Origin of the sequence: Caballeronia sp. GAFFF2, from assembly GCF_023631485.1 — a bacterium.
Lineage (GTDB): Bacteria > Pseudomonadota > Gammaproteobacteria > Burkholderiales > Burkholderiaceae > Caballeronia.
In genome coordinates this window covers 261,767-287,112 of sequence record NZ_JALQDA010000028.1, presented here as the reverse complement: position 1 = coordinate 287,112, position 25,346 = coordinate 261,767, and the positions used below count along the sequence as shown (strand labels likewise).

Genomic DNA, 25,346 nt, shown 5'->3' with positions numbered 1-25,346 from the left:
CCGCCGTCGCCGTGACCGCCGTCGCCGTGACCGCCGTCGCCGTGACCGCCGTCGCCGTGACCGCCGTCGCCGTGACCACCATCGCCATGACCGCCGTCGCCGTGACCGGAGCTGCCGCCGCCATGGCCCGTGCTACCACCACCCGTGCTGCCACCGCCCGTGCTTCCACCACCCGTACTGCCACCGCCCGTGCTACCACCACCCGTGCTTCCACCGCCCGTGCTGCCACCACCCGTGTTGCCACCGCCCGTGCTTCCACCACCCGTGTTGCCACCGCCCGTGTTGCCACCGCCCGTGCTGCCACCGCCCGTGCTGCCACCGCCCGTGCTGCCACCACCCGTGCTGCCACCACCCGTGCTTCCACCACCCGTGCTGCCACCACCCGTGTTGCCACCGCCCGTGCTGCCACCGCCCGTGCTACCACCACCAGCGCCTACACCACCCGACCCCGTGCTCCCGCCACCCGAACTCGAACCCGACCCAGAACCAGACCCCGTACTACCGGAACTCGAGCCACCATGCGAACCAGTCGACCCCGCACCTTGCCCTCCGGTCGATCCCTGACCAGCCGCCGTTCCAGCACTAGCGGTTCCACTACCCGTGCTCGCGCCATTGCTGCTCGAAGTACCCGCAGCACCAGCGGATGTCCCGCTCCGGTTACCCGCTGGAAGTCCAACCATCCGTCCCGGCAAAACGGCGGCTTGAGCGCGCGTTTGCGGGTCCGTTGCAGCAGACACTGCCGCCGGCGCAACGCCAACGACACCATTCGCGCATGCCGCCGATGTCAGGTTATTGCAAGCCTCCGTGGCTGTCTGAGCATGTGAAAGATTCGACACCGCAGCCGCGATAACGATCACGCTAAGCTTGAGCGCCGTCCTCAATTTGTATTTGTTTGGGTTCCTCATGTCTTCCCCGTAGTTTGGCTATCGCGACGCTTCGGTGAGGCGTTTAACGCGATGTGGGGCAAGAATGGCAGTCTCAGGATGTCGTTCTGTGCGTTACTCAACCTAGCGCCGGGCGGCCATGTAGCAGGGCGTGCGCGACCTCTCAGAAAACGTTTGCATAAGCCACAAAAGACACGGTTGCAGTTACCACGTGGAGCCGATCATCAGCGGAAATTTTGCCTTGCCGCAATGGGAGAAATGCATCGATCAGCAACGGGAAAATCGTGAAAATAGTCGGCATCCTAACTAATTGGAAGCACATCGAACGCACTTATGAGCACGGTATAGCACTCGAAACGAATGCTAGTTGAAAGTTAATTCGATGGTTATCGAAAGATTCAATGGCAATCGTTATGCGGTCCACACCGCATAACTTCCTCAAGCGCGTAATAAAAAAAGCGGCGGTGTCCGAACCATCGAACACCGCCGCATTGCGCAAGCGATCGGTTATCAGAAGCCCTGTCCACCGCCGCCGTTGGTTGAAGGACTCGTTCCGCCATTCGAACTACCGCCGCCCGATCCGGTTACGCGCGGCTGCATGCCGCCCGAGCCCTGATTCGTGCCACGACCCGCGGCACTCGTGCCGTTATAGGACCCACCCGTTGCCGATTTACCAGTGGTGATATCGGCGGTGCCCGAGCGAGTCATATCGCTATTGACCTGTCCGGGGCTGGCCGGACCATGACTCGCACCCGGCTGTGTTTGCGCGCTTTGAGCGAACGCCGCGCCGGACAACCCCGACATGAGTGCGCATAGAACGAGCTGCTTGCTGATCTTCATGGCATCTCTCCTTTTTCGATAAGACTCACGCTTCCGAATCGCGCTTGCTCGATGGATGATCGGGCCCGGCGTCCGGATCGACATCGGGATCGATATGATCGTTCTCCGGCGTGTAAGGCCCTTGCTCTGGATGGTCCTTGCCCTTCGGGACTAGCGATGCATCCATGTTTCCGTGTTCGCGCTGTTCGATCGTGCCGTCGGCCTTCTCCTTCACGTCGCCTTTGCCAATCGCTTCGCGACGCTGGTCCGCGCGTTCCACCGGGTCCGAAGGTTCGCTATTCATTTCTTTACTCCTGATCGAGGATCAGTGCGCCGAAGGTCGGCCGCACAGTTGCAACGGTTACGCAAATAACGCAGCAACGGTTATGCCGCCGCAATGCATCACGTCGCATCGAAAGCTATTTGTCCCGATGCCCCGGCAGCACAGCGCCCAGGACTTGCCGCGCCGTATCGACGATCACGTTGCCCTGGTTTGGATCGCCCTTCAAGAGTGTGGTCGCGAACGCCTTCGCTTGCTGCAGCGTAATATGCGGCGGCAGCGGCGCCACATTGGGATCGGCCTTGACTTCGATCACGACAGGCCGGTCCGATGCAAGCGCCTCGTCCCACACGGCGGCCATGCGTTCGGCATCGTCCACATACAGGCCTTTGAGGCCGATCATCTCGGCGAACTTGTGATACGGCACCGATGGAATGTCCTGCGATGCCTCGAACTTCGGATCGCCTTCCATCACGCGCTGCTCCCATGTCACCTGATTCAGGTCCTGGTTGTTGAGCACGAGACAGATCCAGCGCGGATCGGACCATTGTTTCCAGTACTTCGCCACGGTGATGAGCTCGGCCATGTTGTTCATCTGCATGGCGCCGTCGCCGACGAGCGCGATCACCGGCCGCTCGGGATGCGCAAACTTCGCCGCGATGGCGTAGGGCACGGCCGCGCCCATCGATGCAAGGCCGCCCGAGAGCGAGCACATCATGCCGCGTTTCACCTTGAGGTCGCGCGCATACCAGTTCGCGCACGAGCCGGAATCGCTCGTGACAATGGCATTCGACGGCACGCGCGGCGACAATTCCCACACGGTGCGCTGCGGGTTCACGCCGGTTGTAGCGGGTTCGAGCGCGCGCTTTTCGAGCGTCTTCCACCAGTCGCTCATCCATCCTTCTATGTCCTTGCGCCACGAGCGATCCGTCTTCTCTTCAAGCAAGGGCAGAAGTGCCCGCAAGGTTTCGGCGCTGTCGCCGACGAGGTTGACTTCCATCGGGTAGCGAATACTCAGCATGTCCGCCTTCAGGTCGATCTGCACGCCCCGCGCCGCGCCTTCCTTCGGCAGGAATTCGGCATAAGGAAAACCCGAGCCGATCATGAGCAGCGTGTCGCATCCGGTCATGAGCTTGTAGCTCGGCTCGGTGCCGAGCAAGCCGATGGAACCGGTCACGAAAGGCAAATCGTCCGGCAATGCAGCCTTGCCCAGCAGCGCCTTGGCCACGCCCGCGCCGAGTTTTTCCGCAATGGCGATGACTTCATCGGTTGCCTGCAACGCGCCCGCGCCGACGAGTATCGCGACCTTCTTGCCGGCGTTGAGCACATTGGCGGCTTGCTGCAAGTCAGCGGGATACGGCACGGTCTTCGGCGCGCGATAGCCCACGCCCGAATGCAAGGTGCCGTGTTTGCGGCCGGGCGCTTCATAGTCGAGGTCCTGCAGATCGTTCGGCAGGATGAGGGCGGTCACGCGCTTCTCGGCAATGGCGATGCGCACCGCGCGATCGACGAGATGCCGTATCTGCGAAGGCACGCTTGCCTGTTGCACGAACGCGCCCGCGACATCCTTGAATAACGCGCTCAGATCGACTTCCTGTTGATAATGACCGCCAAGCGCGGCGCGCGCCTGCTGGCCGACGATGGCGAGCACTGGCATGTGATCGAGCCGCGCATCGTAAAGGCCGGTGATCAAATGCGCCGCGCCCGGTCCCGATGTCGCGATGCACACGCCCAGCTCGCCCGTGAACTTCGCATGTGCGGATGCCATGAACGCGGCCATTTCCTCGTGCCGCGCCTGAATGAATTCGATCTTGCCTTTCGCGCGATTCATGGCGCCGAAGACGCCATTGATTCCGTCGCCGGGATAGCCATAAATACGGCGCACGCCCCAGGCGTGCAGACGGTCGATCAGAAAATCGCCGACAGTAGTGGACATGGAATTTTTCTCCGGATGACGAAGCAAAAAGCGCACGCGTACGTCGCGATGTCGCAACGTAGCAGAGATAAAGAATGCTGCGTTTAAAGCTCGGGAACCTGCAAATCGGCCTGGACGATTTCCCGGCCGCGCAGCACGGCAGCATCTTTTGCCGTCTGCTTCGAATCGAACGGGCCAATATCTTCCGCGCCCTCGAAGGGAAAGAGCAAGCGGGCATCCGTCAAGCGCACGACTTTCAGCGTGCCGACATAACCGCCTCCCACATGCGGCCGATATGACGCGTAAATCGCGTAGTCGTCATCGGTCAAACCCGGCTTTGCATTGCGATCCTTCTTATGCGGGAACAGCACGAGCTTGGCTCGTCCGGAAACTGGCTCTTTCATGATTCGTGGAGGTCGATGAACTTTGAAAATCCGATAAGCATTCGTTGTGCCGCATTCGAGCCATATGGCTTACTGACTGGCGCCGCCCGGCGTATCGCTTGCGGCCGTCGCAGGGAAGCTTGCCGCTGCGGGCGCGGAGGATGTGGGCGTGGTCGAAGCGGCTGTGTCCGTGTCGCGCTTGCAGCCGGTTGTGAGCGAGACCATCGCGATGGCGAGGATGAGTGTCGGCAGGACAGTGCGCTTCATTTCGTCACCTGGTCGCGATGGTTCGATTGCATCGTCATTGTTCGAGCAATCGGCGTACCGTCGCGCGGCGAGACGTGTCTGGCGGATGCGCGACGACCGATCACTGGCGCGAACTTTGCTCCTCGACCGCCAACTACGGGAGATCAGCAAGTGACCTGCGCTTATCCGCCTGACCTCGAACTGTCTGCATCGCGGTGGTTTATCGCGTGAAGCCGACTTTTCCTCTAATCGCCGTCAGTTTCTTCGCGGCGGATGTACAAGCCGGCGTCGGGCCGTTCCTTGGCATCTATCTGCTGGCCAATGGCTGGACGTCGGAAAAGATCGGCACGGTGCTGACCATCGCGGGCATCGTCGGCATGTTGGTGACGGCGCCCGCGGGCGCGCTCGTCGACGCCACCACGCGCCGCCGCAGCATCGTGGCCGCGGGCGGCGCGCTGACGGTGCTGGCGGCGGTGATCATCTGGCTGGGCCAAGGCTTCTGGCCTGTCACGCTTTCGCAGATCGCCACGGCAGTGGCGGGCGCCGCCATGGGACCGGCCCTGGCGGGGCTGACGCTTGGCATCGTCGGAAGACAAAACTTCGACCGTCAATTCGGCCGCAATCAGGTGGCGAATCATGCGGGCAATATTGCTGCTGCCTTGCTTTCTGGATGGCTTGGCGCGTGGCTTGGCATCGTCTATGTGTTTGCCTTGAGCGCGGCTTTCGGCGTGGGCTGCGTGCTTACTGCGTTCCTTATTCCCGCGCGTTCCGTGCATAGGCATCACGCACGCGGTATTGCTCGCGATGACAACGACGACAACGCGCCGGTACAAACCGACAGCGCGAGTATCCTCGTGCGCAATCGGCCCTTGCTCCTGCTGGCCATCGCGCTTGCCGCGTTCAACCTCGGCAATTCGGCGATGCTGCCGCTCTACAGTCTCGCGGTCGCATCGACACACAAAGCGGGCGCAAGCCAGATCACGGCGGCGAATATCGTGATCGCGCAGGTCGTCATGTTGTTGGCGGCGGCTTTCGCGAGCCGTCTGACGCGGCGCTTCGGCTTCTGGTGGATCATTCTCGTCACGCTTCTGACCTTGCCGTTGCGCGCGGTGACGGCAGCGTGGTTAGAGCCGCCATGGGGCATTCTTCCCGTGCAGATTCTCGACGGCATTGGCGCCGGTTTGCAAAGCGTGGCCGTGCCGGCGCTTGTCGTGCATCTTCTGCATGGCAGCGGTCGCGTGAATCTGGGGCAGGGCGCGGTGCAGGGCGTTCAGGCAGCGGGCGCGTGTCTGAGTCCGCTTATTGGCGGATGGCTCGCGCACCTGTTCGGCTATCCGGTTGCGTTCATGCTGCTTGGCAGCGTGTCGGTGGCATCGTTCGCGATATGGATTGGCTACGGCGGCCAGATCCGGCAGGCATGCGACGAACGTGGCGAAGAGTTGTCGAAGCTCGCGGATGTGGATTCGTCACCGCTCTTTCGCTGATACGCGGTCCTCAAAGCATCGCGAGAATCGTGCCGTCGTGTTCGCGAGCTTCATATGTTCTCGCGTAAGAGTCATCGCGGCACGACGATGCGACCGTCAGCGGTCGCACATGCTGACCGTTGCTATCGAAGCGCCAGCCATGCGATGCGCACGTGATCAACCCGCCCGTCACGCGTCCTGTCGACAGTTCATTGCCTCGATGCGGGCAAGCATCGTCCCAGACATGGATGCCGCCTTCGCCATCGCGCCACACGACGAGTCGTCTATCTCCATACGAAACGGCTCGCGCCGCTTCGCACGGCACGTTCTCCGACGTGCACACGTGAGCCCATCCAGACATTTCCTGCAGTTTCAACGACTTCATACGCCAACGACTCTCTGTGTTTGCACGGGCAACGCGCCTTACGCTTCCTCCTGAGCTTAAGCGATAAGCCCAAGGGCGCCTAAGGTTATCGCGCTAATTGTCTGCAGACATGCTCCCCGAAAACGCTCACCTTTGGTCGAAGAGCGCGTCCATACGCGGAGCGTGAGCAAACCAAGCGTCATGCCGCTTGTCCTTATGCAGCAACGCTTCGCGCGTTTCGAGCAGCGCATCCAATGAAGCGAAATCCAGGCAATTGAGGCGCCCAAACACACGATCCCGCAAACCCTCACCTTTCGCACGTACATGAAGCGCCGCGCAGTCAAGCTGTGATACGGTTCCTGATCGATTCCACTCATTTCTCTCGTTCAAGTAAGGAGCTGCCTTGTCATCGATTCAAGCCTCATCGCCCTTGCGCCTCGGTATTCTCGGCGGCGCCAATATCGCCAGGCAATTCGCGCGTGACGTGCAGCCAAGCGAAAACGTGCGCATCGTCGCGGTGGCGAGCCGCAGCGACGACAACGCAAAAGCATTCGCGGAAGCGAACGAAATCGGCGCATGGTTCGGCAGCTATGAAGCACTGCTCGCCAGCCCTGATGTCGATGCCATCTACATTCCCTTGCCCAATAGCCTGCATGCCGAATGGGCAATCAAGGCAGCAAACCACGGCAAGCACGTCCTCTGCGAGAAGCCGCTCGCGTTGTCCCGCGACGAAGCCGTAAGCATGTTCGAGGCCGCCGAGCGCAACGACGTGCTGTTGCTCGAAGCCTTCCCGTGGTACTTCCAGCCGCAGACCGCGCAGATGATGTCGCTGATCGGCGAAGGCGCCATCGGCGCGGTGCGCGCCATTCAGGCGAACTTCGGCTTCACTGTCGGGAACCCGGGCGCGAACATCCGCATGAAGCCGGAACTCGGCGGCGGCGCGCTGCTCGATGCAGGCAGCTATCCGCTAAGCCTGATTCGCCTCGTGACCGGAACCGCACCGCAAAGCGTGCAGGCCGTGGCGACGTGGGCCGATACCAAGGTCGACATCAGCCTCATGGCGACGCTCATCTATGCCGATGGCCGCCGCGCGCAACTCTCCTGCGCAATGGATGGCGCGAATCATCGATATGCGACGATCGTCGGTTCCGAAGGCACGATCGATACCGAGTATCTCAACCATACGAGCGATCTGACGCACGGGCATCCGTATGGCTATCTGCCGAGCCAGTTGCGCGTGCGGCGCGGCATTCCCAATTCGGTGCCGTTCGAAGTAGTGCAGGCGGACACGGGCAGCGGCTTCTTCTTCACGGCGGAAGCGTTCGCCCGCATGGTCGCCACGCACGATACGGCGGCCATCGAGTTCTACGCGCAGGCGAGTCTCGATAACGCGGCGACGCTGGCCGCTATCATCGAAAGCGCTCGCACTGGAAAGTCCGTGGCGCTCGCCTGAATGACGAACGGCCTCACTTCGTCTGCGCAAGCGAAATCACGAGATCGAGAAACGCCCGCGTCTTCGCGGGCGGATGATGCCGCGACGGATAGTACGCGTACAGCGGGAAGCGCTCGTCGGGCCAGTCGGGAAAAAGGTCGATCAACTTGCCTTCCGTGAACAGATGTTCGGAGCCGAGTTCGAGAATCTGCGCGACGCAATAGCCCGACAGGCTGGCGCTCAACATGGTGCCGACATCGTTGAGCGTGAGGCGGCCGCGCGTATCGACGGTCATGCGCTTCTTCTTGCGGTGAAACTCCCACACGAACGGACGCCCTGTTTCAGGATCGCGAAACTCGACGCACGTATGCGCGTCGCTTTCCAGCGCTTGCGGTGTCGCGGGCCGTCCGCATCGCGCGATGTATGAAGGCGCGGCCACGGTGCGCACCGGCGTGTCGAGCAGCTTGCGAGCGACGAGACTCGAATCGCGCGGCTCGCCAAAACGGATCGCCAGATCGAAGCCGTCCGCGATCATGTCGCCAAGGCGGTCGCTCGTGATCAGTTCGAGTTCTATCTCCGGGTGCGCGTCCATGAACGCGTAGAGCTTCGGCCCGAGCACGAGGCGCGAGAAAATGGGATCGACATTCACGCGCAACCGGCCGCGCACGGCGGTCGCGCCGCCCGAAGCGGTGGCCGCCGCTTCTTCCAGTCCGTTCAGATGCGGCATGATTTGTTCGAAGAAGCGCCGGCCGTCGTCGGTGAGCGACACGCTGCGCGTCGTGCGATCGAATAGCCGCACTCTCAAACGCGCTTCCAGGCGGGCGATGGCGCGGCTCACGCCGGGCTGCGACATGCCGAGACGGTTGCCCGCGGCGGCGAACGTGCCTGCATCGACGATAGCCGCGAACACGCTGATGCCGTTCAGGATGCGTTCGTTGAAGCCCGCCATTCATGCCTCCGCGTCATCGATGAAATGGCTTTCATGTTATCGCGAAGCGACGCCTTCACGCGCAGAATGGGCTCTGGATCAATCGCCATAGGAGCGTTGCATGTCACGAATTTTCATCACCGGATCGAGCGACGGGCTCGGTCTCATGGCCGCGCGTCTTTTGATCGAACAAGGGCATGCCGTGGTGCTGCATGCGCGCAACGCGGCGCGCGCCGAGGACGCACGCACTGTCCTGCCGCAAGCGCAAGGCGTCGTCACGGGCGATCTCGCGAGTCTGAAAGCCACGCGCGGCGTGGCGGAGCAAGTCAACCGGCTGGGACACTTCGATGCCGTCATTCATAACGCGGGCGTGGGGTATCGCGAGCCGGACCGTATCGAAACCGTCGATGGCCTGCCGCATGTCTTCGCCATCAACGTGCTTGCGCCGTATGTGCTGACGGCGCTGATCGAGAAGCCATCGCGGCTCGTGTATCTCAGTTCCGGCATGCATCACGGCACGCCCGCGAATCTCGACGACATCGAATGGACGCAACGCCGCTGGAACGGCTCGCTCGCGTATGCCGAAAGCAAGTTCATGGACGTGCTGCTCGCGCTGGCGGTGGCGCGCTACTGGCCGGATGTGCTGTCCAACGCGTTAGAACCCGGCTGGGTGCCGACGAAGATGGGCGGCGCTTCCGCGCCCGACGACATGGACAAGGCGCATCGCACGCAAGCGTGGCTCGCAGCCAGCGACGACGACAAGGCGCGCGTATCGGGCCGCTACTTCTTCCATCTGCGTGAGCGCTCGTGCGATCCGGCCGCGCGCGACGAAGCCATGCAGGACCGCCTGATCGGCATTTGCGAGCGTCTGTCGGGCGTGCGTATCGACAGATGAGTTCGTGCCGGACGAAAAAAAGCCGGGCTTCGAAAAGCCCGGCAATCACTCCAACATCGCGTGTTCTTTCTGATCAGGCGTGCGCCTTGGCGGTTTTTTCCACGGCCATGGAGTCGGCGCGCTGACGGTCGTATTCCTGCTGGGTCATCGGCACGGCGTCCGGCTTGCCCAGATCGTTCAGGCGAACGCGGAAGGTCTCGCGAGCCGACCATGCTGCAAGCGCCGCGATGATCGTGACCACCAGCGTGATGCAACCGACCGTCATCGGAATATTGTTCGATCCCGGCGGCGCGACCGCTGCGAAGAGGGCGGGCAAGAGCGCGGTAATGGTGGTGCCGATGTTCTGCGCGATCGCCATGGCCGAAACGCGGGAGCGCGTCGGGAACAGTTCCGGGAAGAAGCTCGGGAAAATCGCGTTATAGCCCTGATACACGAGACCCCACATCAGCAGCGACATGACGATGGCAACCGGCACGTTGTGGATGCTGATCGCCCACAGATAAGCGAACGACAGCAGCCCCGACAGGATAGCGCCGACGATGATCGGCGGACGGCGCCCGATCTTGTCCGACAGATTGCCGACGAACGGAATCACCAGCACGGCGAGGATGTTGCCCGCGACCGGAATCCACAGATACACGCTCTTCGAGAAACCGATGCCGTAGGAAGCCTGCACCGCGTAAGCCGCGCCGAAGATCGTGGCGACCACGGGAATGACGTTCATGAGCGCCATGCAGATCACGCGCAGCATGTCAGGCGTGCTGTTGGCGAACGCTTCCTTGATCGGCGACTTCGGCAGATCGCCGTGCTTGCCTTCTGCCGTGAACGCCGGCGTTTCGTGAACCTCGCGACGGATGATGTAACCCGCGACCAGCACGCCCGCCGACAGCAGGAACGGAATGCGCCAGCCCCATGAGTTGAACGTGTCTTCCGGCATGAAGTACGCGAGCGGCAGGAACACGGCGGCGGCGAGAATCTGGCCCGCCTGCACGCCTTGCAACGTGAAGCTCGCGAAGAAGCCGCGTCGTCCGAAAGGCGCGTGTTCGAGAATCATCGAGCTTGCGCCGGAGATTTCGCCGGCCACGGCGAAGCCCTGAACCAGACGCAAGATCACGAGCAAGGTCGGTGCGAGCATGCCGACGCTGTGATATGTCGGCAACAGGCCCACGGCCATGGTGGAAAAGCCCATCAGGAACATGCAGACCAGCAGGACGTTCTTACGGCCGTGGGTGTCGCCCAGATGGCCGAGCACGAATGCGCCGATAGGACGCGCGACATAACCCACGCCGTAAGTCGCGAGCGACGCGACGATAGCCACCTTCGGATTGCCCGAGGGAAAGAACAACTGCGGGAAGATGAGCGCTGCCGCCTGGGCGTAGATGAAGAAGTCGTAGTACTCGAGCGCCGAGCCGATCCAGCCGCTCGCCGTCGCTTTCTTCGCCTGGCGGCCGCCGTGTGCTTCGTCCTGAAGGCTAGCCATGTAATGTCTCCGACAATGGTTATGAGTAGAACCCGTTTGCCACCGAGGCCGCCGCTTTCTGGCCTGCTGCTCGTGGCCGAGCGGCAGGGCATTCGGATCACCGGAATACGCCTCGCTCAGAAGTGTTTCGAGCATAAGAGCGCTGGCTGATCGCGGCAACGACTTATGACGCATTTTGCGCGATAATCGTACGCGTGTGTCCGATAATCGACCGAACTGGGGGTTAGCACTGACCTTTCGGCTTTGTCAGTGCACGCCGGCTGCCCCATTCGAGCAACGAACATGACGAAAACATCGACACTCGACAAGCGCGACTGGATCGCCGGACTGGAGAAAGGTCTAGCCATTCTCGAAGCCTTCGACGACCAGCACGCTCGCATGACTCCGACGCAAGCCGCCGTGCGCACCGGCATGACGCGCACGGCCGCGCGCCGATATTTGCTGACGCTGGCACATCTCGGTTACGTGCAAACCGATGGCAAGCTCTTCAACCTGACGCCGCGCGTGTTGCGCGTGGGCTGGTCGTACTTCGACTCGGCGCGGCTGCCGCGTATCGTGCAGCCTTATCTGCAGCAGTTGAGCGCGCTGATCCACGAGTCAGTGTATGTGAGTGTGCTGGACGAATGGGATCTCGTCATCATCGCGCGAAACGGCTCGACGCGCGTCATGACCACCGGGTTCGTGCTCGGCGCGCGCGTGCCGGCGGCGTTGATGTCGGGCGGCATCGTTCTGCTCGCGCACAAGCCGGACGAGGAAGCGGTGCGCAAGTGGCTCGACGCCACGGAGTTCAAGCCGTTCACGCCGCTCACCATTACCAACAAGGAAAGGTTGTACGAAAAGATTCGCGCGGCGCGCGTGGAGGGTTACGTTGCAATCGAACAGCAATTGCAGGTGGGCGTGCGCGGGATCGCCGTGCCGATGAAGAACCGTCACGGGCAGGTGGTCGCGGCTTTGTCGGCAAATATGCCGATCGGAAAAGAAACGAGCGAGGCTGCGCTCGCTCGGGTCTTGCCGCCGCTTCAGGAGACGGCGTTGAACATGCTCAACGTGATCTGATCAGTCGAACATGTCCGGCTGCGTGGCGACGAGGTCGTTCCAGATAGTCTGGAAGTGCAGCCAGCCGATATAGTCGCTGCCCACGTGTTCGCGGCTGTAACGCGCGCGGTCCGGCGTGACGAGCTTAGGCGTGATGCCGGTTTGCTCGATCATCAGTTGCTGATGGCAGCAGCGCTCCAGCGCAATGAACCAGAACGCCGCGGAGTCGATACTGTGGCGGCTCGCCGTGAGCAGCCCGTGGTTCTGGTGGATCGCGGCTTTCACGCCCTTGAAGGCGAGCGCGACTTTGTTGCCACCTTTCACTTCCACTGCAACCTTGCCCGCTTCCTCGCCGATCACGACGTGATCTTCGAAGAAAGCAGCGGCGTCTTGCGAGATCGGTTCGAGCGCTTTGCCGAGCGACGCGAACGCGGTGCCGTAGAGCGTGTGCGCGTGGCACATGGCGACGATATCCTGGTGCATCTCATGCACGGCCGCATGCAACACGAAGCCGGCGCGATTGATCGCGTGATTGCCCTCGACGACGGTGCCCTTGTGATCCGCGCAGATCAGATTCGACACCTTCACTTGCGAAAAGTGAATGGCCATCGGATTAGTCCAGTACAGGCCCGGGTTTTCCGGATCGCGCACGGTGAGATGCCCGGCGAAACCGTAATCGAAGCCTTGCAGCGCGAACGCGCGACATGCACCCACTAGCCGCTCTTTCAAATACTGCCGATGTTCGGCCGCATTCTTGAATTCCGGCAATTCAGGAAAGATCAGCCCTTCCTGCTCCGGCTGATAGATCGATACCTTGCCTTCCTTGACGATCGACAATGTGGGTTTTTCGAGCACTTCGTTCATGGCGGGTCTCCAATGTTTGTTGCCTCGTTATCGTTATAGTCTCCCCGCCGCGATCCGATGACAAACGATCGATGTTCATCCATGCATGAACCCGGCTCATGTATGCAGTCAACGCATGACGGCCAATCCATCTTGCTTGCTTCATGTTGCACTGCAAGAGGCTTGTCTAGCGTTTGGCCCAGAACTCGCGTTGCACGCGTAGCACCTCGTCTTCTACTTCGGCAACCGGGCCGATCAGTTCGACGGGCTTCTGGCAGTGATCGAACACGTAGCGTGACGAGACGCTCATGGTCGGATTCTCTTCGTGATTGCCGGTGGCTTCCAGCAGACGCGCTTCCGTCAGTCCATACACCACGCGTCCTATATTCGCCCAATACGCGGTTCCCGCGCACATGCAGCACGGCTCGACGGACGTATAGAGCGTGCAGCTCCACAAGTACTCTGGCGTGAAGTTGAGCGCCGCGACGCGCGCGAGCACCGACTCCGCGTGATTCACGGTATCGACATTGCCTTGCTCCATCAACACGGTTTCCTGGTCAGGACCGACGAGGATCGCGCCGAACGGATGATGACCGAGCAAGGTTGCACGCTCGGCGATAACGCTCGAATGCCGCAGATGCCGGATGATCTGCTCGCGCGTGGGCGTGAGACCTTGCGGCGGAAAAGCGTCGCTTTGCTGCTTGGGCGCGGGCGCGGTAATGCTCATGGACTTGTCTCCTGCAATCGCCGTTGGAAGGAAAGGCAGCATAGCGCAGGCAAAAAGCCGCTAGCGCGTGCGAGGCGGATGACGTGTATCAGCGCGAAAGGTGAGGGTATTCGGGAGGCATGCTCGCGGTTGGCACGGAGCCTTGAAAACAAAGGGCTTTTCCATCGATTTGGCGGCTTTCGAGCGTCTAAAGGTGAGCGCTTTCGGGAGCCGTCGTCTTCGGCTGCTTACGAAGCCGAGCTTCATTGCGCCCAGAAGTAGTCCGCGCTTCGGTCAGGCGCGCTCGCCGAGATCGAGACAGCCGAGTCCGACGAGCGTGGCTTCGACGGCTTCATCGAGCGGCGTGTGCGGTTCGTGGCCGAGCGTATGGACGAGCAAGGCATTGTTCATGCGCACCGGCGTGCGCCATAAGTAGCGCATCTCGCGCAGCTCTCGAAACGTCGTATTGAAGGGCGATGCCAGCGCGAGCAACCACCACGGAAACCCGACGATGCGCGGCCGGTTGCGCGCGGCGACGCGCTGGATAGCACGAGCGAACTGCATGCCGTCTTCGTCCCAATGTCCGCCCATGTGAAAGCGCGCGAAGGGTGCGAGCGTATCGCGGCGTCGAAGCAACTCGATCATCGTGCGCGCCACATCGGGTAGATACGACCATTCATGTCCGACACCGCGCGCACCGGGACAACTGATTTTCCTGACCGGTTTGCCCGGCGTCACGAGTCCCTGCGAAAACCAGTTGTTGCCCGCTTTCGGCCCGAAGAAATCGCCCGCGCGCACGATCAGCACGCGCGCGCCTTCCTTGCTCGCGCGTTCCAGTCGCGCTTCCATCTCCACGCGTATCGCGCCTTTTTCCGTGAGCGGACGCTGTGGCGCGCGCTCATCGATGAAGGGCAGCGCGTCCGGCCCGAAGTTGTACACCGTGCCCGGCAGCACGATGGTCGCGCCCTCGGCTTTCGCGGCGGCGATGGTGTGATCGATCATCGGCAAGACGAAGTCGGCCCAGCGCTTGTAGCCCGGCGGATTCACCGCATGCACGATGACCGCGCAGCCCCGTGCGGCGCGCGTGACATCCGCGCGGTTCATGGCATCGCCCTGAATCCATTCGATGCCGTGCACGTCGGGCCGCGCGTCGGGTGCGCCCCGCTTCATGCCGCGCACGCGCCAGCCCGCATCGCGCAGCTGCCGGGCCACTTCGCTGCCAATTCCGCCGCTCGCCCCGAGCACCAATGCCTGTTCGCCGTGTGTCATGTCTTGCGCCTCTTATGGATCGAAGACCTTATTCTGTGCCGTGCAGCGATACAATAAAATTGCCTAACCTCGTTGAGCAGATATACAAATTCGTATGGCAGAGAGTATTGGCTGGGAGCTGTACCGCACTTTTTTGGCGGTCTTGCAGGAAGGTTCGCTTTCGGGCGCGGCGCGTTCGCTCGGCATCACGCAGCCTACTGCGGGACGGCATATCGAGGCGCTCGAAAAGGCGCTCCGCGTAAGCTTGTTCACGCGCTCGCAAACCGGCCTGCAACCTACCGATGTCGCGCTCGACCTGCGCGCGCATGCCGAGGCGATGCACAGCACGGCCGCATCGCTCGAACGCGCCGCGACGGGTCATGCGGATGGCGCAAGCGTGCAGGGCGCCGTGCGGATATCGGCGAGCGAAGTCGTGGGCGTCGAACTGTTGCCGCCCATTCTCGCGGCGTTGCGCGAGCGGCATCCGCGTCTCGTGATCGAACTCGTCCTCAGCAATCGCGTGCAGGACCTGCTCAGACGCGAAGCCGACATCGCCGTGCGCATGGTGCGGCCGAAGCAGACGCAACTCGTCGCGCGGCGCGTCGGGCGGATCGAAGTGGGCTTGCACGCGCATCGCGACTATCTCGCGAAGCATGGCACGCCGCGCAACGTCGCGGCGCTGGATCGGCATGCGATCATCGGTTTCGATCAGCCGAACGCCTTCGTACGCGAAGCGAGCAAGTCGCTGCCGGAATTTTCGCGCGATACGTTCGCCCTGCGCTCGGACAGCGACCTCGCGCAACTTGCGCTGATCCGCGCGGGCGCGGGCCTCGGCATGTGTCAGGTGGCGCTCGCCCGGCGCAACGAGTCGCTCGTGCGCGTGCTGCCGAAAATATTCACGTTTCAGCTCGAAACCTGGGTGACGATGCACGAAGATCTGCGCGGCAGTCCGCGCTGCCGCGCCGTGTTCGACGCGCTGGCGGATGGCATCGAGCGCTATGCGGACTGATCACGCACTGGCCTGCCGGTTCACGTGGGAATCGTGCATGTGCGGGGGTGCTTCGGTCGGCGAGAATATCGGCGGGCGCGAAAGTCGCGCTCATCGGCAAACACTCGACTCGCCGGAGCCACTCCATGTCTGCTCACGCATTTGTCAGCGCCAACCTTCTGCTGGCCTATTCCGCTTATTTCGTCGGCACGGCAAGCCCCGGCCCGAGCAATCTCGCGATCATGTCGATTGCGAGCACTTCCGGCCGGCGCGCGGCGTTCGCTTTCGCGGCGGGCGTGATCTCCGGCTCCTTCTTCTGGGCGATGCTCGCCGCGCTCGGCCTTTCCGCCGTGTTGACGGCATACACGGGCTTTCTCGTCGCGGTAAAGCTGTGTGGCGGCGTGTATCTCTTGTGGCTCGCGTTCAAGTCGGGCCGCTCGGCGTGGCGGCCGGCGCGCCGTGCATCGTCGGTGGAAACGACTGGGCAACCAGACACGCGCAAGCTCTATGCACGCGGCGCGCTGCTGCATCTGACCAATCCGAAGGCCATTCTCGTATGGATGTCGGTGGCGGCGCTCGGCTCATCGGCGGGCGAGGGCACCGCGCACATGCTCGCGGTCGTCGCGGGCTGTCTGTGTATCGGCGTATGCGTGTTCGGCGGCTATGCCGCGCTTTTTTCGATGGCATCGGCGCGCCGCATCTACACGCGCATCCAGCGCGGTCTCGACGCCGCGCTCGCGCTCGTCTTTGCAGTTGCAGGCATTCGACTGCTGACTTCGCGGGTCTGACGCAATCCGCCGTCTTTTTGTCTTGCCTTTGCGCTCGGGCCGCATCGCGACTACGCTGCAAAGTGCATCCTCGAAGACGCTCGGACAATGCCCAACGAAAACTCGACCCGAGCCGCCCCGCCGCTCGAACGTGACGCCCTGAGCGGCGTGGACGCGCTCGCGCCCGTTCTGCGCGATGCCTTCGTCTCGCTGGGCCGCGAACTCATCGCGATCAAACCGACGCCCGAGCGCGCGCTCTTCGCCACGCAGGCGATGTTCTCGGTGGCGCTCGCGGTCGCGCTAGCCTACGCGTTTCACTTGACGCACATCTGGTGGGCCGCCATCAGCGGCTTCGCCGTCATGCAGACCAAGTTCTCCGCGTGCGCGCAACGCGGCGTGCATCGCGTGCTCGGCACGGTGGCGGGCGCGTTGCTCGGGGCGGTGGCTGGGCCGCTCATCGGCGATGTGCCGTGGCTCTTCGTGCCGCTGCTCGGGTTGATCGCAGGCTTCTCGGTGTTTCGCGCGCTCGTTTCGGATGCCGGCTACGCCTGGGTGCTCGGCGCGGTGACCGCGCTGATGGTGACGTTCGAGGCGCATCGGCTCGATTCGGCATCGGCGACGGCTTCGTTCGCGGTGCTGCGCGTGGTCGAGGTGATCGTTGGCACCGTGGCGTGCGTGGCCGTGTCGGCGCTCTTTCACGCGGGCGTGCAGCATTATCGGAAAAAGCGTGGCGCGGCGCTCGTGCCGGGCGCGCAGGCGTCGTCCACGGCCGACAGGGTGAATGCCAACAGCCTCGCCGTCACGCATGCCATCACGCTCGTTCCCTCCGATGCCGCGCAAGCCGTGCAAGCGCTCGAAGCCGCGCACGCGCAGCACGTTGCCGACGTCATGCGCAAGCGCCTGGCATGGCAGTCCGCGTGGTCGATCATGATTCTCGCGGCGCTCGCGTATGCGTGGAATCTGCCCGGCTTCGCGCAGGCGATGGTAACGGCCGTTGCCGTGCTGATCTTGCCCGCATCCGCACTGGACAAGCCGACGAAAAAACCCGTCACGCAGCGCATGGTGCAGCGGCTCGTCGGCTGTCTGCTGGCGGGAGCGGTGAGCCTCGCGCTTTTGCCACTGCTGGGCGACAACGCGTTCGCCTGCATGCTCGCCCTGTGCGCGGGCGTGTGGCTTGGCTGTCACGTGCAGACGGGCTCGCAGGGCGCGAGCTATGTCGGGCGGCAGTTTAGCATCGCGTTCATCATGGTCTTCGTGCAGGACCACCATTGGTCGTCGGACCCGATGCCCGCCGTGCTGCGGCTGTCCGGCATTCTGTGCGGGATCGTCGTGCTCGCCTGGGTGATGGCGGTCGGCACGGCGTGGTCCGCGCGGCAGGGCGCTCGCTCGATGATGCGATAAAGCGCCCGCCGCGAAGTCAGCGTGAAGTCAACGCATCACGCTTCCTCGGCCCACGCGAGATTCTCGCGCGCCATCAGTGCCGATGAAGCCGCCGGGCCGAACGTTCCCGCCGTATAACCGCGCGGCTTGTCGCCAAGTTCCTTCCAGCCGTTGAGAATGGGCTCGACCCACGCCCAAGCCGCTTCGAGTTCGTCACGGCGCATGAAGTGCGTGAGACGGCCGCGAATCACGTCGATCAGCAAACGCTCATACGCTTCCGCGCGGCGCTCGGTGAACGCCTGCTGCAGATCGAGGTTCAGATTGACGGGCAGCATTTGCATGCCGCTGCCGGGTTCCTTCGCCATCATCTGCAACTGGATGGATTCTTCCGGCTGCAACGTGATGGTGAGCCGGTTGCCGTAATGACGCGGACCCGCCGGAATGATCGAGAACGGCAAGTCGGCAAAGTCGATGACGATCTCCGAGCGCCGGTTCTGCATGCGCTTGCCGGTGCGCAGGAAGAACGGGACGTTGGCCCAGCGCCAGTTGTTGATATGCGCGCGCAATGCGACGAAGGTCTCGGCGCGGCTTTCGGCGGGCACGTTGTCTTCCTGCAGATAGCCCTTCACCGCCTCGCCGCCGACCGCGCCCGCCGCATACTGACCGCGCACGGTGTCGCGGGCGATATCCGCGACCGACATGGGCCGCAGCGACTTCAGCACCTTGAGCTTTTCGTCGCGCACGGCGTCGGGATCGAGCGAGACGGGAGGTTCCATCGCCACGATGCACAGCAGTTGCAGCAAGTGGTTCTGCACCATGTCGCGCAGCGCGCCGGTGTGGTCGTAAAAGCCCGCGCGGCTGCCCACGCCCACCGTTTCCGACACCGTGATCTGCACGCTCTTGATGTAAGGCGCTTGCCACAGCGGACCGAAGATGGCGTTGCCAAAGCGCAGCACCATCAGGTTCTGGACCGTCTCCTTGCCGAGATAATGGTCGATGCGATAAATCTGCTCTTCCTTGAAGCGCTTGCCGACGGCGTTGTTGATCTCGACCGCCGAGGCGAGATCGTGACCGAGCGGCTTTTCCAGCACGACGCGCGACTGCTCGTCCACGAGACCCGCTGCCGCGAGATTGTCACAGATGGTGGTGAACAGTTCCGGCGAGGTCGAAAGATAGAACACGCGCTGCGCGTTTTCGCGCGATGCTTCGGCGAGACGGCGGAAGTCGTCCGGGTTTTCGACATCCACGCGCACGTAATCGAACAGCGCGAGGAATTTGTCCCACGACTGCGCATCGAAGCCTTTTTCGTCGATGAACGGGCGCGACTGCTTCTCCATGAAATTCTTCAGATAGTCTTCGCGCGTCCAGTCCTTGCGCCCGATCGCGAGAATGCGCGTGTCGGGCGGCAGATTGCAATGCGAATGAGCCATGTAGAGCGCGGGCAGCAGCTTGCGTGCGGCAAGGTCGCCGCCGCCGCCGAAGATGATCATGTCGAGCGGGCGTTCATTCGAGGAAGATGTTTGATTCGTCATGGTGCGTGAGCCGTTGAAGGTTCAGGAAAGCCGAAGCGCGGCGACCGTGACATCCGGTCGAGAGAGCTATGTTGCATGGTTTGCCGGCATTTTGCACGGGGCGCGCGCTAACGGCCGTTCGATTCGAGCGGACGAGCTTCGAAGCGCGCGTATCTTGCCCGCCGCGCGCAACCAAAAACTAACGCCAGTTAAGCGATGGATTCGCGCGCAACGCAGGCACGGCGAGATCGAGAAAAGCGCGCACCTTCTGCGCGACATGGCGCCCTTCGCGATGCACGAGATGCACCGGCAGCGGCGGCGGTTCGAAATCGGCGAGAAGGGTGACGAGCGAGCCTTCGTTCAGATGCGACGCGATCTGATAAGAAAGCAGCCGCGCAATGCCGAAGCCCGCGAGCGCGGCTTCCATCGCCGAGTCGTTGGTCGTGGTGGAAAGGCGCGGCCGCGCGCGCACGACGATATGCCGCTCGCCCTCGTAAAGACGCCATTCGGGCGGCGTCGAGGAGCCGGTGGACGTGATGATCGTATGGTCATCGAGGTCGGCGGGATGTTGCGGCGTGCCGTGTTCATCGAGATATTCGGGCGACGCGCACAGCACCCGCCGCACGTGGCCCACGGGAATCGCCTGCAGCGACGAGTCCGGCAGTTCCGCGATCCGCACCGCCACGTCGATACCTTCGTCGACGAGATTCACCACGCGATCGACAAACCAGCAACTGGCGTCCGCTTCCCGATAGCGCGAAAGGTAGTCGAGCATCACCGGCATGACATGCAGTCGGCCGAACATGACTGGCGCGGTGATGGCGAGGACGCCACGCGGCGACGAATGGGTGCCGGTCGCGGCGAGGTCGGCGCTGTCGAGTTCGCCGAGAATGCGGCGGCAGTCCTCGAAGTAGCCACGGCCTGCGTCGGTGAGACGCACGACGCGTGTGGTGCGCGTGAGCAGCCGCACGCCAAGCCGTTCTTCGAGTTCCGTGACGACGCGGCTCACCACCGATGGCGACACTTCGAGCTTGCGCGCGGCGGACGCGAAGCCTCCGGTTTCGACCACGGTGACGAAGGTCGACATTGCCTGGAAACGATCCATGTTGGGGCGCACGGCCTGCGGGCTGGGAAGTTGCCGTGCATTCTCGGGCATGCTGGCGCGCCGCGCAATCTAGAGATCGAGTAGCAGCGGCGCGCTTTGTTCCGCGGGAAGCGCGCAGCAGATCAAGGCTTCGTCGTCGCCGACATGAAACGCGGGCTCGCTTGCATAGGTCACCGCGCCTTCCCTGATGCGCGTCCTGCACGTGCCGCACGTTCCACGGCGACAGTTGAACTCCGCGTCGACGCCGTTTGCTTCGGCCAGATCGAGCAACGAGCCGCTTTCGGGCGACCATTGCACGCGCTTGTCCGACTTGAGGAAACTCACCGATACGGCTTGCGTGGCCGCTGGCGGCATCGGCTTCGTCTCGATACCGCGATCGGCCGTGCGTCGCAGCGATGCGGGACCGAAGGCTTCGGCATGGACGCGCGTGTCGGCCAAGTTGAGCGCGCGCAAGCCATCGTAGAGCGATTGCATGAACGCGCCCGGTCCGCACAGATAGAAGTCGTAGTCGTTGAACGGCAGAAAGCTCGTCAGCAAGTCGATATCGATCCGCCCCGACACCTCGTAATCTTCCTTGAAGGTCGCGCCTTGCGGGTCGCTCAGCACGCGAATCACGCGCACCGCGCCGCCCGCGCTTTGCACCAGTGCATCGATCTCGGCGGCGAACGCGCGATTGGCGAGCGTTCGCGCCGATACGATCAGCCACGTCGGGCGGATGCGGCGCTTGCGCAGGCCTTCGTAGACGACGTGCCGCAGCATCGCGATCATCGGCGTTATGCCGACGCCCGCCGCGATCAGCACGGCCGGGCGTCGCTCCAGCGCGTCGATGGTGAAGTCGCCCGCCGGCGCGCGCGCCTCGACGACATCGCCCACTTTCAATGTGTCGTGCAGATGCGCGGACACGCGTCCTTCGCGCTTCACGCTGATGCGATACATCCCGTCCGATGGCGCCACCGACAGCGTGTACGTGCGGATCAGCGGCTTCGCTTCGCCGGGAAGATGCGCGCGAATCGGCAAATGCTGGCCGGCCGCGTGCGCCACAATGCCCGCGCCATCCGCCGGTTGCAGATGGAAAGAGCGGATGACATCGCTTTCATCGACGATGCGGCTCACCCTGAACGGCCGCCACGCGTTGGCGAGCGCGGCCGCCTTCATGCGTTCGGATGCCTCCGCCCAGTCGCCCGTCATCAGCGCATTGGGCGAAAAGCCTTCGCGGCGCAGCGCCCAGCGCAAGGGCAGCGCATTCTCGCGCAGCACGACACGACGCGGCGTGAAGCGCCACAGCCTTTCCGCGCCTTGAAACGCCGCGATTTCGGGTGAATCGGTGAGCACTTCGGCGTCGCCCGTAAGTTGCAGCAGCGTGCCGCTTTCGAAGTCCGTAAAGAGCAGACCGGCGCGTCCGTTCACAAGAATATTGCCGAGCGTGTTGAAGAAGAGGTTGCCCGCGAAGTCGGGAATGGTGAGCACGCCATCGTCGGAGATGCGCACGAAACCCGCCTTGCCGCCGCGATGCGACACATCCACTTGACGATGCCCGTCTTCGCGGTCGAAATACGATGCCACGAAGAAGGTGTCGGCGCGTTCGATCATCGCCCTTGCGCGTGGCGAGTGCGGATCTTCTTCGACCGGCTTCGAGCTCGAAGGCTCGGAAGGCTCGCGCACGAATTCGAAATCGCGCAGTTGAATGTATTGCGGGCAATTGCCGAAGCTCTGCTCGACGGCCACTTTGAACGCGCGGTCGCCATGGCGATGTATTACGCCGTTCATGCGATTACGCCGCCGCGTATGCAGTTCGATGCCGAGCATGCCGACCGATGCGCCATCGTTCATGCCGGCATCGGCGGGATCGTTCTTGTCGCGCGGATGCCTGACGGCGAGAGTCGTCGCGTCAGGCGTTTGCAGAAAGCCGGGACGGCCCGCGAGGAGCGTGGCCCAGGCGTCGCCGTTTCGATCGACCGCGCCCGTGACGATGAACGGCAGCTGCGCGAAGAATTGCCGATGCTGCTCCGGCATGAAGCTGCGCACCACGCGCCGCCCTTGTTCCTGCATGCGCTCGTAGACGCCCGCGGTTTTCTGCAGCGTGATTTCGCCGCGATGCCACGGCGCGTCCATCGTGACGGGACTGGAGAAGGACATGATCGTCTCAGGCCCGCAGCCCGGCCGCCGTCTTTTGGAACTCGATGAATCCGGGCAGCGCTTCCACGCGCGCCAGCCACGCGTTCACATGGCGATAACCGGACAAATCGACGTTGCCTTCGGGCGCGCTGGAGATGTAGCTGTAGAGCGCGACATCCGCGATGGTCGGATGCGAGCTGCCGATATCGGCGATCCAGTCGCGCGACTGCAATTCTTCGTCGATCACTTCGAGCGAAGCGTGCGCCCGGCCGATGACTTCTTCGGTATCGAACTTCCGGCCGAACACGGTGACGAGACGCGCCGCGCATGCGCCATAGGCGATCTGGCCTGCGGCAACGGAGAGCCAGCGTTGCACCTGGGCCGCTTCGAGGGGCGTTTCGGGGAGCCAGCGGGCATCGCCGCTTTTCTTCGTGAGGTAGACGAGGATGGCGTTCGAATCGGCGATGACGTGATTGCCGTCGGTAAGCACCGGGATTTGGCCGAAGCGATTCAGGCGCAGGAATTGAGGCGACTTGTGCGCGTTGGCGGCGAGGTCGACGACTTCTTCTTCGTGATCGAGGGCAAGAAGGTGCAAGAAAAGCCGCGCCCGGTGGGAGTGGCCGGAGAGGGGATGGTGATAGAGCTTCATGGCGGGCTTCAGTCCTTATGGTTGGTTCTTGGCGGTCTTCTGACGCGGAGGCGCGTTTCGCTGACCTTCACGGAGGGTCTCTCCGTGTACGTACCAAGTATGGGGACTTGCCCTGCTGAGTTGAATACCAGATAGATTCAAATCACTGTTCTTGTTTGGAGAACGGTGAGGTATTTGGGAGATTTTGATTCACGCTTGAGTAGGCGCGCGGTGGAAGGGCAGCTTAATTGAACTGCAAGCGACCGCATTTGAAATGCGCGTCGCGAGGCGCTTCGTTCCCGAGCGGATACGAAGCCCGGATTTCTTTTTGCGAAGAGACTCCTGGTTCCCGAGCGGATACGGAGAACGCGCAAAGCGCGGCGCTGCCTCGCGAATACAAGCTCGCAATGGCCTCGAAATTAATAAGATTTTATGAGATGTATGGCATCAAAGGCTCGATACCGCGTGTGCATGGCAAAGGCAAGTCGATCATTTCTTAGACTTGGCCCGCATAACAACACGGGCCATCAGCATCGCGTCAACGCTCTCAATCCAATCCCGCCGCAGCCTGCCATTCCTCGAGCGCTCGTTCGAGACCACTAAACGTCACCGGCTTATGCATATACCCGTCGAACGACGGAAAGTCGTTGTCGCCCAATTCCGTGCGCCCTGTCATCGCGATCATGTATGCATCGTGAGAAGCGCCTTCGGCCCGCAAGCCCTCACACATTTCACGGCCGTCGCCATCGGGTAGCTCGACATCCGCGAGTATCACATCGAAGGTATGTGCATGCGCAAGTTCGCGTGCGACGCCGCAATCGTGAGCAAGCTGAACCTGATGCCCCAGTTTGCCGATCAGCGAAGCAATGCCTGCCGCGAAATCGCGATCGTCGTCCAACACCAGAATTTGCATAAGTCGCCCCGTTCGCGCGTTGGTTGAGTTGCTAGCTCCGTATGCAAGGACAGTGCCATCAGCACGCGATAAACACAGCGCCTTGCGCCGTGTGGCCGAGCCAACGAAGCGAACGGTCGTATCAGCCGCGATTTGGAATAGTTACCGGGCAAGCGCGCTCATTGTTAACGAGACTGCTACGCGCATCAGGCGCCGCAGGCCACGCGCAACCTTAATTCTGGGGCGGCACATTCGCCTTGTTCCCCGCCAGCGGCGACCCATACCCGCCACTATTCGCGTTATTAGGCAGTCCATTGACTAGTTGCGCTCGCGGATCGCTCGGATTCAAATTCAACTCTCCCGCCTGCGCATTCCCGTGCGTCGGGTACTGGCTTCCAAGCGGCGCGTCCGGCATGAGCTTGGGGTTGTTCTGAGGCGCGCTCATATCCGTTTCCGCACTCGGCGGATGCAACTGCGCAAACGCGCTCGACGCCGCGAGCAACAACCCCGTAAAAACACAAAGGCGAACGTTCATGACAAAACTCCCGAGGTGGCGGCGCGAAGCGGTCCGCATTGCTTGAGTCTAAACCCGCGCCGTGCGACGAACGCTGATCTCCCTACCGTCGACCAGTCCAGCGTTTGTCTCAAGCGCGCGCTATTTCTTGTGTTTCTTGAGTTTGGCTTTGCGCTTGCCGCGCTCATCGATTATCCGCACGCGATGCTTGTCCTTCATCTTCTTCCATTCCTTGCATTCTTCCTTCGTGCGCAGGCAACCAATGCAGAAGCCCGTCTTTTCATCGAACTTGCAGATGCTGATGCAGGGCGAATCGACTCCCATGATTTATCCGTGAAAGTGCCGCATGGGCGTGACAGTGGGCCAACAATTTCGCACGCTGCGTGCCCGCGTCGCCAACTGATTGTTTCGATGATCCTCATAGCGCCGCCTAGCGGTGCCCCGCAAACCCTCACCTTTGACCCGAATTGCGGCATGACGCTTGCTTCATGCGGACAAATGCGTGACACGTCCGTTGCGCCGATG

Annotated in this window: 26 protein-coding genes; 7 read left to right on the top strand and 19 right to left on the bottom strand. The window is 62.5% G+C overall.

Translation table 11 applies throughout. The annotated features are described in order from the left end of the window. The 6 genes from NCT04_RS21980 to NCT04_RS21955 all read right to left on the bottom strand — a co-directional run. The coding region (locus NCT04_RS21980; protein WP_250467698.1) for a hypothetical protein at positions 1 to 680 on the bottom strand (680 nt) is incomplete at its 3' end. 714 nt (positions 681 to 1,394) lie between these two features. Continuing rightward, the gene (locus tag NCT04_RS21975) at positions 1,395 to 1,724 is read right to left on the bottom strand and encodes a hypothetical protein (protein ID WP_244828962.1); all 330 of its coding nucleotides are present in this window, start codon (positions 1,722 to 1,724) and stop codon (positions 1,395 to 1,397) included. Between the two features lie 25 nt (positions 1,725 to 1,749). Next, the gene (locus NCT04_RS21970) at positions 1,750 to 2,007 is read right to left on the bottom strand and encodes a hypothetical protein (RefSeq protein ID WP_250467697.1); all 258 of its coding nucleotides are present in this window, start codon (positions 2,005 to 2,007) and stop codon (positions 1,750 to 1,752) included. Between the two features lie 115 nt (positions 2,008 to 2,122). After that, positions 2,123 to 3,919 carry a thiamine pyrophosphate-requiring protein gene (locus tag NCT04_RS21965; RefSeq protein ID WP_250467696.1) on the bottom strand — a complete coding sequence of 599 codons (1,797 nt, stop codon included), beginning with the start codon at positions 3,917 to 3,919 and terminating at the stop codon, positions 2,123 to 2,125. 83 nt (positions 3,920 to 4,002) lie between these two features. After that, entirely contained in the window at positions 4,003 to 4,302 is a 300-nt protein-coding gene (locus NCT04_RS21960; RefSeq protein ID WP_244828959.1) for a DUF6723 family protein, read from the bottom strand. A 69-nt stretch (positions 4,303 to 4,371) separates the two neighbouring features. Next, complete coding sequence (locus NCT04_RS21955) at positions 4,372 to 4,548, bottom strand: hypothetical protein (protein ID WP_250467695.1); 177 nt, start codon at positions 4,546 to 4,548, stop codon at positions 4,372 to 4,374. A 206-nt stretch (positions 4,549 to 4,754) separates the two neighbouring features. Here NCT04_RS21955 and NCT04_RS21950 point away from each other — a divergent pair, with 206 nt between their 5' ends. Then, on the top strand, positions 4,755 to 6,011 hold the full coding sequence (locus NCT04_RS21950; protein ID WP_250467694.1) for an MFS transporter: 1,257 nt from the start codon (positions 4,755 to 4,757) through the stop codon (positions 6,009 to 6,011). Between the two features lie 10 nt (positions 6,012 to 6,021). On the opposite strand, the gene NCT04_RS21945 is transcribed toward NCT04_RS21950, so the two are convergent. Further along, positions 6,022 to 6,375: a Rieske 2Fe-2S domain-containing protein gene (locus tag NCT04_RS21945; protein ID WP_250467693.1), complete on the bottom strand. Its 354-nt coding sequence runs from the start codon at positions 6,373 to 6,375 to the stop codon at positions 6,022 to 6,024. Between the two features lie 382 nt (positions 6,376 to 6,757). Here NCT04_RS21945 and NCT04_RS21940 point away from each other — a divergent pair, with 382 nt between their 5' ends. Beyond that, a complete protein-coding gene (locus tag NCT04_RS21940; protein ID WP_250467692.1) occupies positions 6,758 to 7,807 on the top strand; it encodes a Gfo/Idh/MocA family protein in 1,050 nt (349 codons plus the stop codon). Positions 7,808 to 7,820: 13 nt separating this feature from the next. On the opposite strand, the gene NCT04_RS21935 is transcribed toward NCT04_RS21940, so the two are convergent. Then, the gene (locus NCT04_RS21935) at positions 7,821 to 8,735 is read right to left on the bottom strand and encodes a LysR family transcriptional regulator (protein WP_250467691.1); all 915 of its coding nucleotides are present in this window, start codon (positions 8,733 to 8,735) and stop codon (positions 7,821 to 7,823) included. A 100-nt stretch (positions 8,736 to 8,835) separates the two neighbouring features. On the opposite strand from NCT04_RS21935, the gene NCT04_RS21930 reads away from it, so the two are divergent. Then, positions 8,836 to 9,609, top strand: coding sequence for an SDR family NAD(P)-dependent oxidoreductase (locus tag NCT04_RS21930; protein ID WP_250467690.1), 774 nt, complete (start codon positions 8,836 to 8,838; stop codon positions 9,607 to 9,609). Positions 9,610 to 9,682: 73 nt separating this feature from the next. Here NCT04_RS21930 and NCT04_RS21925 read toward each other — a convergent pair whose 3' ends face one another. Then, on the bottom strand, positions 9,683 to 11,089 hold the full coding sequence (locus tag NCT04_RS21925) for an MFS transporter (RefSeq protein WP_250467689.1): 1,407 nt from the start codon (positions 11,087 to 11,089) through the stop codon (positions 9,683 to 9,685). A 282-nt stretch (positions 11,090 to 11,371) separates the two neighbouring features. Here NCT04_RS21925 and NCT04_RS21920 point away from each other — a divergent pair, with 282 nt between their 5' ends. Then, positions 11,372 to 12,145 (top strand): IclR family transcriptional regulator domain-containing protein, encoded by a 774-nt coding sequence (locus tag NCT04_RS21920; protein ID WP_244828951.1) that lies wholly within the window; start codon positions 11,372 to 11,374, stop codon positions 12,143 to 12,145. On the opposite strand, the gene NCT04_RS21915 is transcribed toward NCT04_RS21920, so the two are convergent. The 3 genes from NCT04_RS21915 to NCT04_RS21905 all read right to left on the bottom strand — a co-directional run bounded on the left by NCT04_RS21915 (position 12,146) and on the right by NCT04_RS21905 (position 14,942). Beyond that, entirely contained in the window at positions 12,146 to 12,988 is an 843-nt protein-coding gene (locus tag NCT04_RS21915) for a class II aldolase/adducin family protein (protein WP_250467688.1), read from the bottom strand. A gap of 166 nt (positions 12,989 to 13,154) precedes the next feature. Continuing rightward, on the bottom strand, positions 13,155 to 13,694 hold the full coding sequence (locus tag NCT04_RS21910; protein ID WP_250467687.1) for a nucleoside deaminase: 540 nt from the start codon (positions 13,692 to 13,694) through the stop codon (positions 13,155 to 13,157). A gap of 273 nt (positions 13,695 to 13,967) precedes the next feature. Next, positions 13,968 to 14,942 carry an NAD-dependent epimerase/dehydratase family protein gene (locus NCT04_RS21905; RefSeq protein WP_250467686.1) on the bottom strand — a complete coding sequence of 325 codons (975 nt, stop codon included), beginning with the start codon at positions 14,940 to 14,942 and terminating at the stop codon, positions 13,968 to 13,970. A 94-nt stretch (positions 14,943 to 15,036) separates the two neighbouring features. On the opposite strand from NCT04_RS21905, the gene NCT04_RS21900 reads away from it, so the two are divergent. The 3 genes from NCT04_RS21900 to NCT04_RS21890 all read left to right on the top strand — a co-directional run bounded on the left by NCT04_RS21900 (position 15,037) and on the right by NCT04_RS21890 (position 18,077). Continuing rightward, a complete protein-coding gene (locus tag NCT04_RS21900) occupies positions 15,037 to 15,930 on the top strand; it encodes a LysR family transcriptional regulator (RefSeq protein WP_250467685.1) in 894 nt (297 codons plus the stop codon). Between the two features lie 125 nt (positions 15,931 to 16,055). Continuing rightward, complete coding sequence (locus tag NCT04_RS21895) at positions 16,056 to 16,697, top strand: LysE family translocator (RefSeq protein WP_250467684.1); 642 nt, start codon at positions 16,056 to 16,058, stop codon at positions 16,695 to 16,697. Between the two features lie 87 nt (positions 16,698 to 16,784). Beyond that, positions 16,785 to 18,077, top strand: a complete 1,293-nt coding sequence (locus tag NCT04_RS21890) for an FUSC family protein (protein ID WP_250467683.1) — start codon at positions 16,785 to 16,787, stop codon at positions 18,075 to 18,077. 35 nt (positions 18,078 to 18,112) lie between these two features. On the opposite strand, the gene zwf is transcribed toward NCT04_RS21890, so the two are convergent. From zwf to NCT04_RS21855, 7 genes are all read right to left on the bottom strand, one after another. After that, positions 18,113 to 19,588 (bottom strand): glucose-6-phosphate dehydrogenase, encoded by a 1,476-nt coding sequence (gene zwf, locus NCT04_RS21885; RefSeq protein ID WP_244828944.1) that lies wholly within the window; start codon positions 19,586 to 19,588, stop codon positions 18,113 to 18,115. A gap of 178 nt (positions 19,589 to 19,766) precedes the next feature. Next, positions 19,767 to 20,672, bottom strand: a complete 906-nt coding sequence (locus tag NCT04_RS21880) for a LysR family transcriptional regulator (RefSeq protein WP_250467714.1) — start codon at positions 20,670 to 20,672, stop codon at positions 19,767 to 19,769. 69 nt (positions 20,673 to 20,741) lie between these two features. Beyond that, positions 20,742 to 22,808 (bottom strand): 2Fe-2S iron-sulfur cluster-binding protein, encoded by a 2,067-nt coding sequence (locus NCT04_RS21875; protein ID WP_250467682.1) that lies wholly within the window; start codon positions 22,806 to 22,808, stop codon positions 20,742 to 20,744. Between the two features lie 7 nt (positions 22,809 to 22,815). Further along, a complete protein-coding gene (locus NCT04_RS21870) occupies positions 22,816 to 23,436 on the bottom strand; it encodes a glutathione S-transferase family protein (RefSeq protein ID WP_250467681.1) in 621 nt (206 codons plus the stop codon). Positions 23,437 to 23,962: 526 nt separating this feature from the next. Continuing rightward, the gene (locus NCT04_RS21865) at positions 23,963 to 24,328 is read right to left on the bottom strand and encodes a response regulator (RefSeq protein WP_244828939.1); all 366 of its coding nucleotides are present in this window, start codon (positions 24,326 to 24,328) and stop codon (positions 23,963 to 23,965) included. Positions 24,329 to 24,539: 211 nt separating this feature from the next. Beyond that, a complete protein-coding gene (locus NCT04_RS21860) occupies positions 24,540 to 24,842 on the bottom strand; it encodes a hypothetical protein (protein WP_250467680.1) in 303 nt (100 codons plus the stop codon). A gap of 120 nt (positions 24,843 to 24,962) precedes the next feature. Further along, positions 24,963 to 25,145 carry a DUF1289 domain-containing protein gene (locus NCT04_RS21855; protein WP_244828938.1) on the bottom strand — a complete coding sequence of 61 codons (183 nt, stop codon included), beginning with the start codon at positions 25,143 to 25,145 and terminating at the stop codon, positions 24,963 to 24,965. Between the last annotated feature and the right edge of the window lie 201 nt (positions 25,146 to 25,346).

Excerpts from the sequence above, each read along its gene's own strand:
- NCT04_RS21975 (WP_244828962.1), bottom strand. The coding sequence starts at position 1,724 with ATGAAGATCAGCAAGCAGCTCGTTCTATGCGCACTCATGTCGGGGTTG.
- NCT04_RS21970 (WP_250467697.1), bottom strand. The coding sequence starts at position 2,007 with ATGAATAGCGAACCTTCGGACCCGGTGGAACGCGCGGACCAGCGTCGC.
- NCT04_RS21965 (WP_250467696.1), bottom strand. The coding sequence starts at position 3,919 with ATGTCCACTACTGTCGGCGATTTTCTGATCGACCGTCTGCACGCCTGG.
- NCT04_RS21960 (WP_244828959.1), bottom strand. The coding sequence starts at position 4,302 with ATGAAAGAGCCAGTTTCCGGACGAGCCAAGCTCGTGCTGTTCCCGCAT.
- NCT04_RS21955 (WP_250467695.1), bottom strand. The coding sequence starts at position 4,548 with ATGAAGCGCACTGTCCTGCCGACACTCATCCTCGCCATCGCGATGGTC.
- NCT04_RS21945 (WP_250467693.1), bottom strand. The coding sequence starts at position 6,375 with ATGAAGTCGTTGAAACTGCAGGAAATGTCTGGATGGGCTCACGTGTGC.
- NCT04_RS21935 (WP_250467691.1), bottom strand. The coding sequence starts at position 8,735 with ATGGCGGGCTTCAACGAACGCATCCTGAACGGCATCAGCGTGTTCGCG.
- NCT04_RS21930 (WP_250467690.1), top strand. The coding sequence starts at position 8,836 with ATGTCACGAATTTTCATCACCGGATCGAGCGACGGGCTCGGTCTCATG.
- NCT04_RS21925 (WP_250467689.1), bottom strand. The coding sequence starts at position 11,089 with ATGGCTAGCCTTCAGGACGAAGCACACGGCGGCCGCCAGGCGAAGAAA.
- NCT04_RS21920 (WP_244828951.1), top strand. The coding sequence starts at position 11,372 with ATGACGAAAACATCGACACTCGACAAGCGCGACTGGATCGCCGGACTG.
- NCT04_RS21915 (WP_250467688.1), bottom strand. The coding sequence starts at position 12,988 with ATGAACGAAGTGCTCGAAAAACCCACATTGTCGATCGTCAAGGAAGGC.
- NCT04_RS21910 (WP_250467687.1), bottom strand. The coding sequence starts at position 13,694 with ATGAGCATTACCGCGCCCGCGCCCAAGCAGCAAAGCGACGCTTTTCCG.
- NCT04_RS21905 (WP_250467686.1), bottom strand. The coding sequence starts at position 14,942 with ATGACACACGGCGAACAGGCATTGGTGCTCGGGGCGAGCGGCGGAATT.
- NCT04_RS21900 (WP_250467685.1), top strand. The coding sequence starts at position 15,037 with ATGGCAGAGAGTATTGGCTGGGAGCTGTACCGCACTTTTTTGGCGGTC.
- NCT04_RS21895 (WP_250467684.1), top strand. The coding sequence starts at position 16,056 with ATGTCTGCTCACGCATTTGTCAGCGCCAACCTTCTGCTGGCCTATTCC.
- NCT04_RS21890 (WP_250467683.1), top strand. The coding sequence starts at position 16,785 with ATGCCCAACGAAAACTCGACCCGAGCCGCCCCGCCGCTCGAACGTGAC.
- zwf (WP_244828944.1), bottom strand. The coding sequence starts at position 19,588 with ATGACGAATCAAACATCTTCCTCGAATGAACGCCCGCTCGACATGATC.
- NCT04_RS21880 (WP_250467714.1), bottom strand. The coding sequence starts at position 20,672 with ATGGATCGTTTCCAGGCAATGTCGACCTTCGTCACCGTGGTCGAAACC.
- NCT04_RS21875 (WP_250467682.1), bottom strand. The coding sequence starts at position 22,808 with ATGTCCTTCTCCAGTCCCGTCACGATGGACGCGCCGTGGCATCGCGGC.
- NCT04_RS21870 (WP_250467681.1), bottom strand. The coding sequence starts at position 23,436 with ATGAAGCTCTATCACCATCCCCTCTCCGGCCACTCCCACCGGGCGCGG.
- NCT04_RS21865 (WP_244828939.1), bottom strand. The coding sequence starts at position 24,328 with ATGCAAATTCTGGTGTTGGACGACGATCGCGATTTCGCGGCAGGCATT.
- NCT04_RS21860 (WP_250467680.1), bottom strand. The coding sequence starts at position 24,842 with ATGAACGTTCGCCTTTGTGTTTTTACGGGGTTGTTGCTCGCGGCGTCG.
- NCT04_RS21855 (WP_244828938.1), bottom strand. The coding sequence starts at position 25,145 with ATGGGAGTCGATTCGCCCTGCATCAGCATCTGCAAGTTCGATGAAAAG.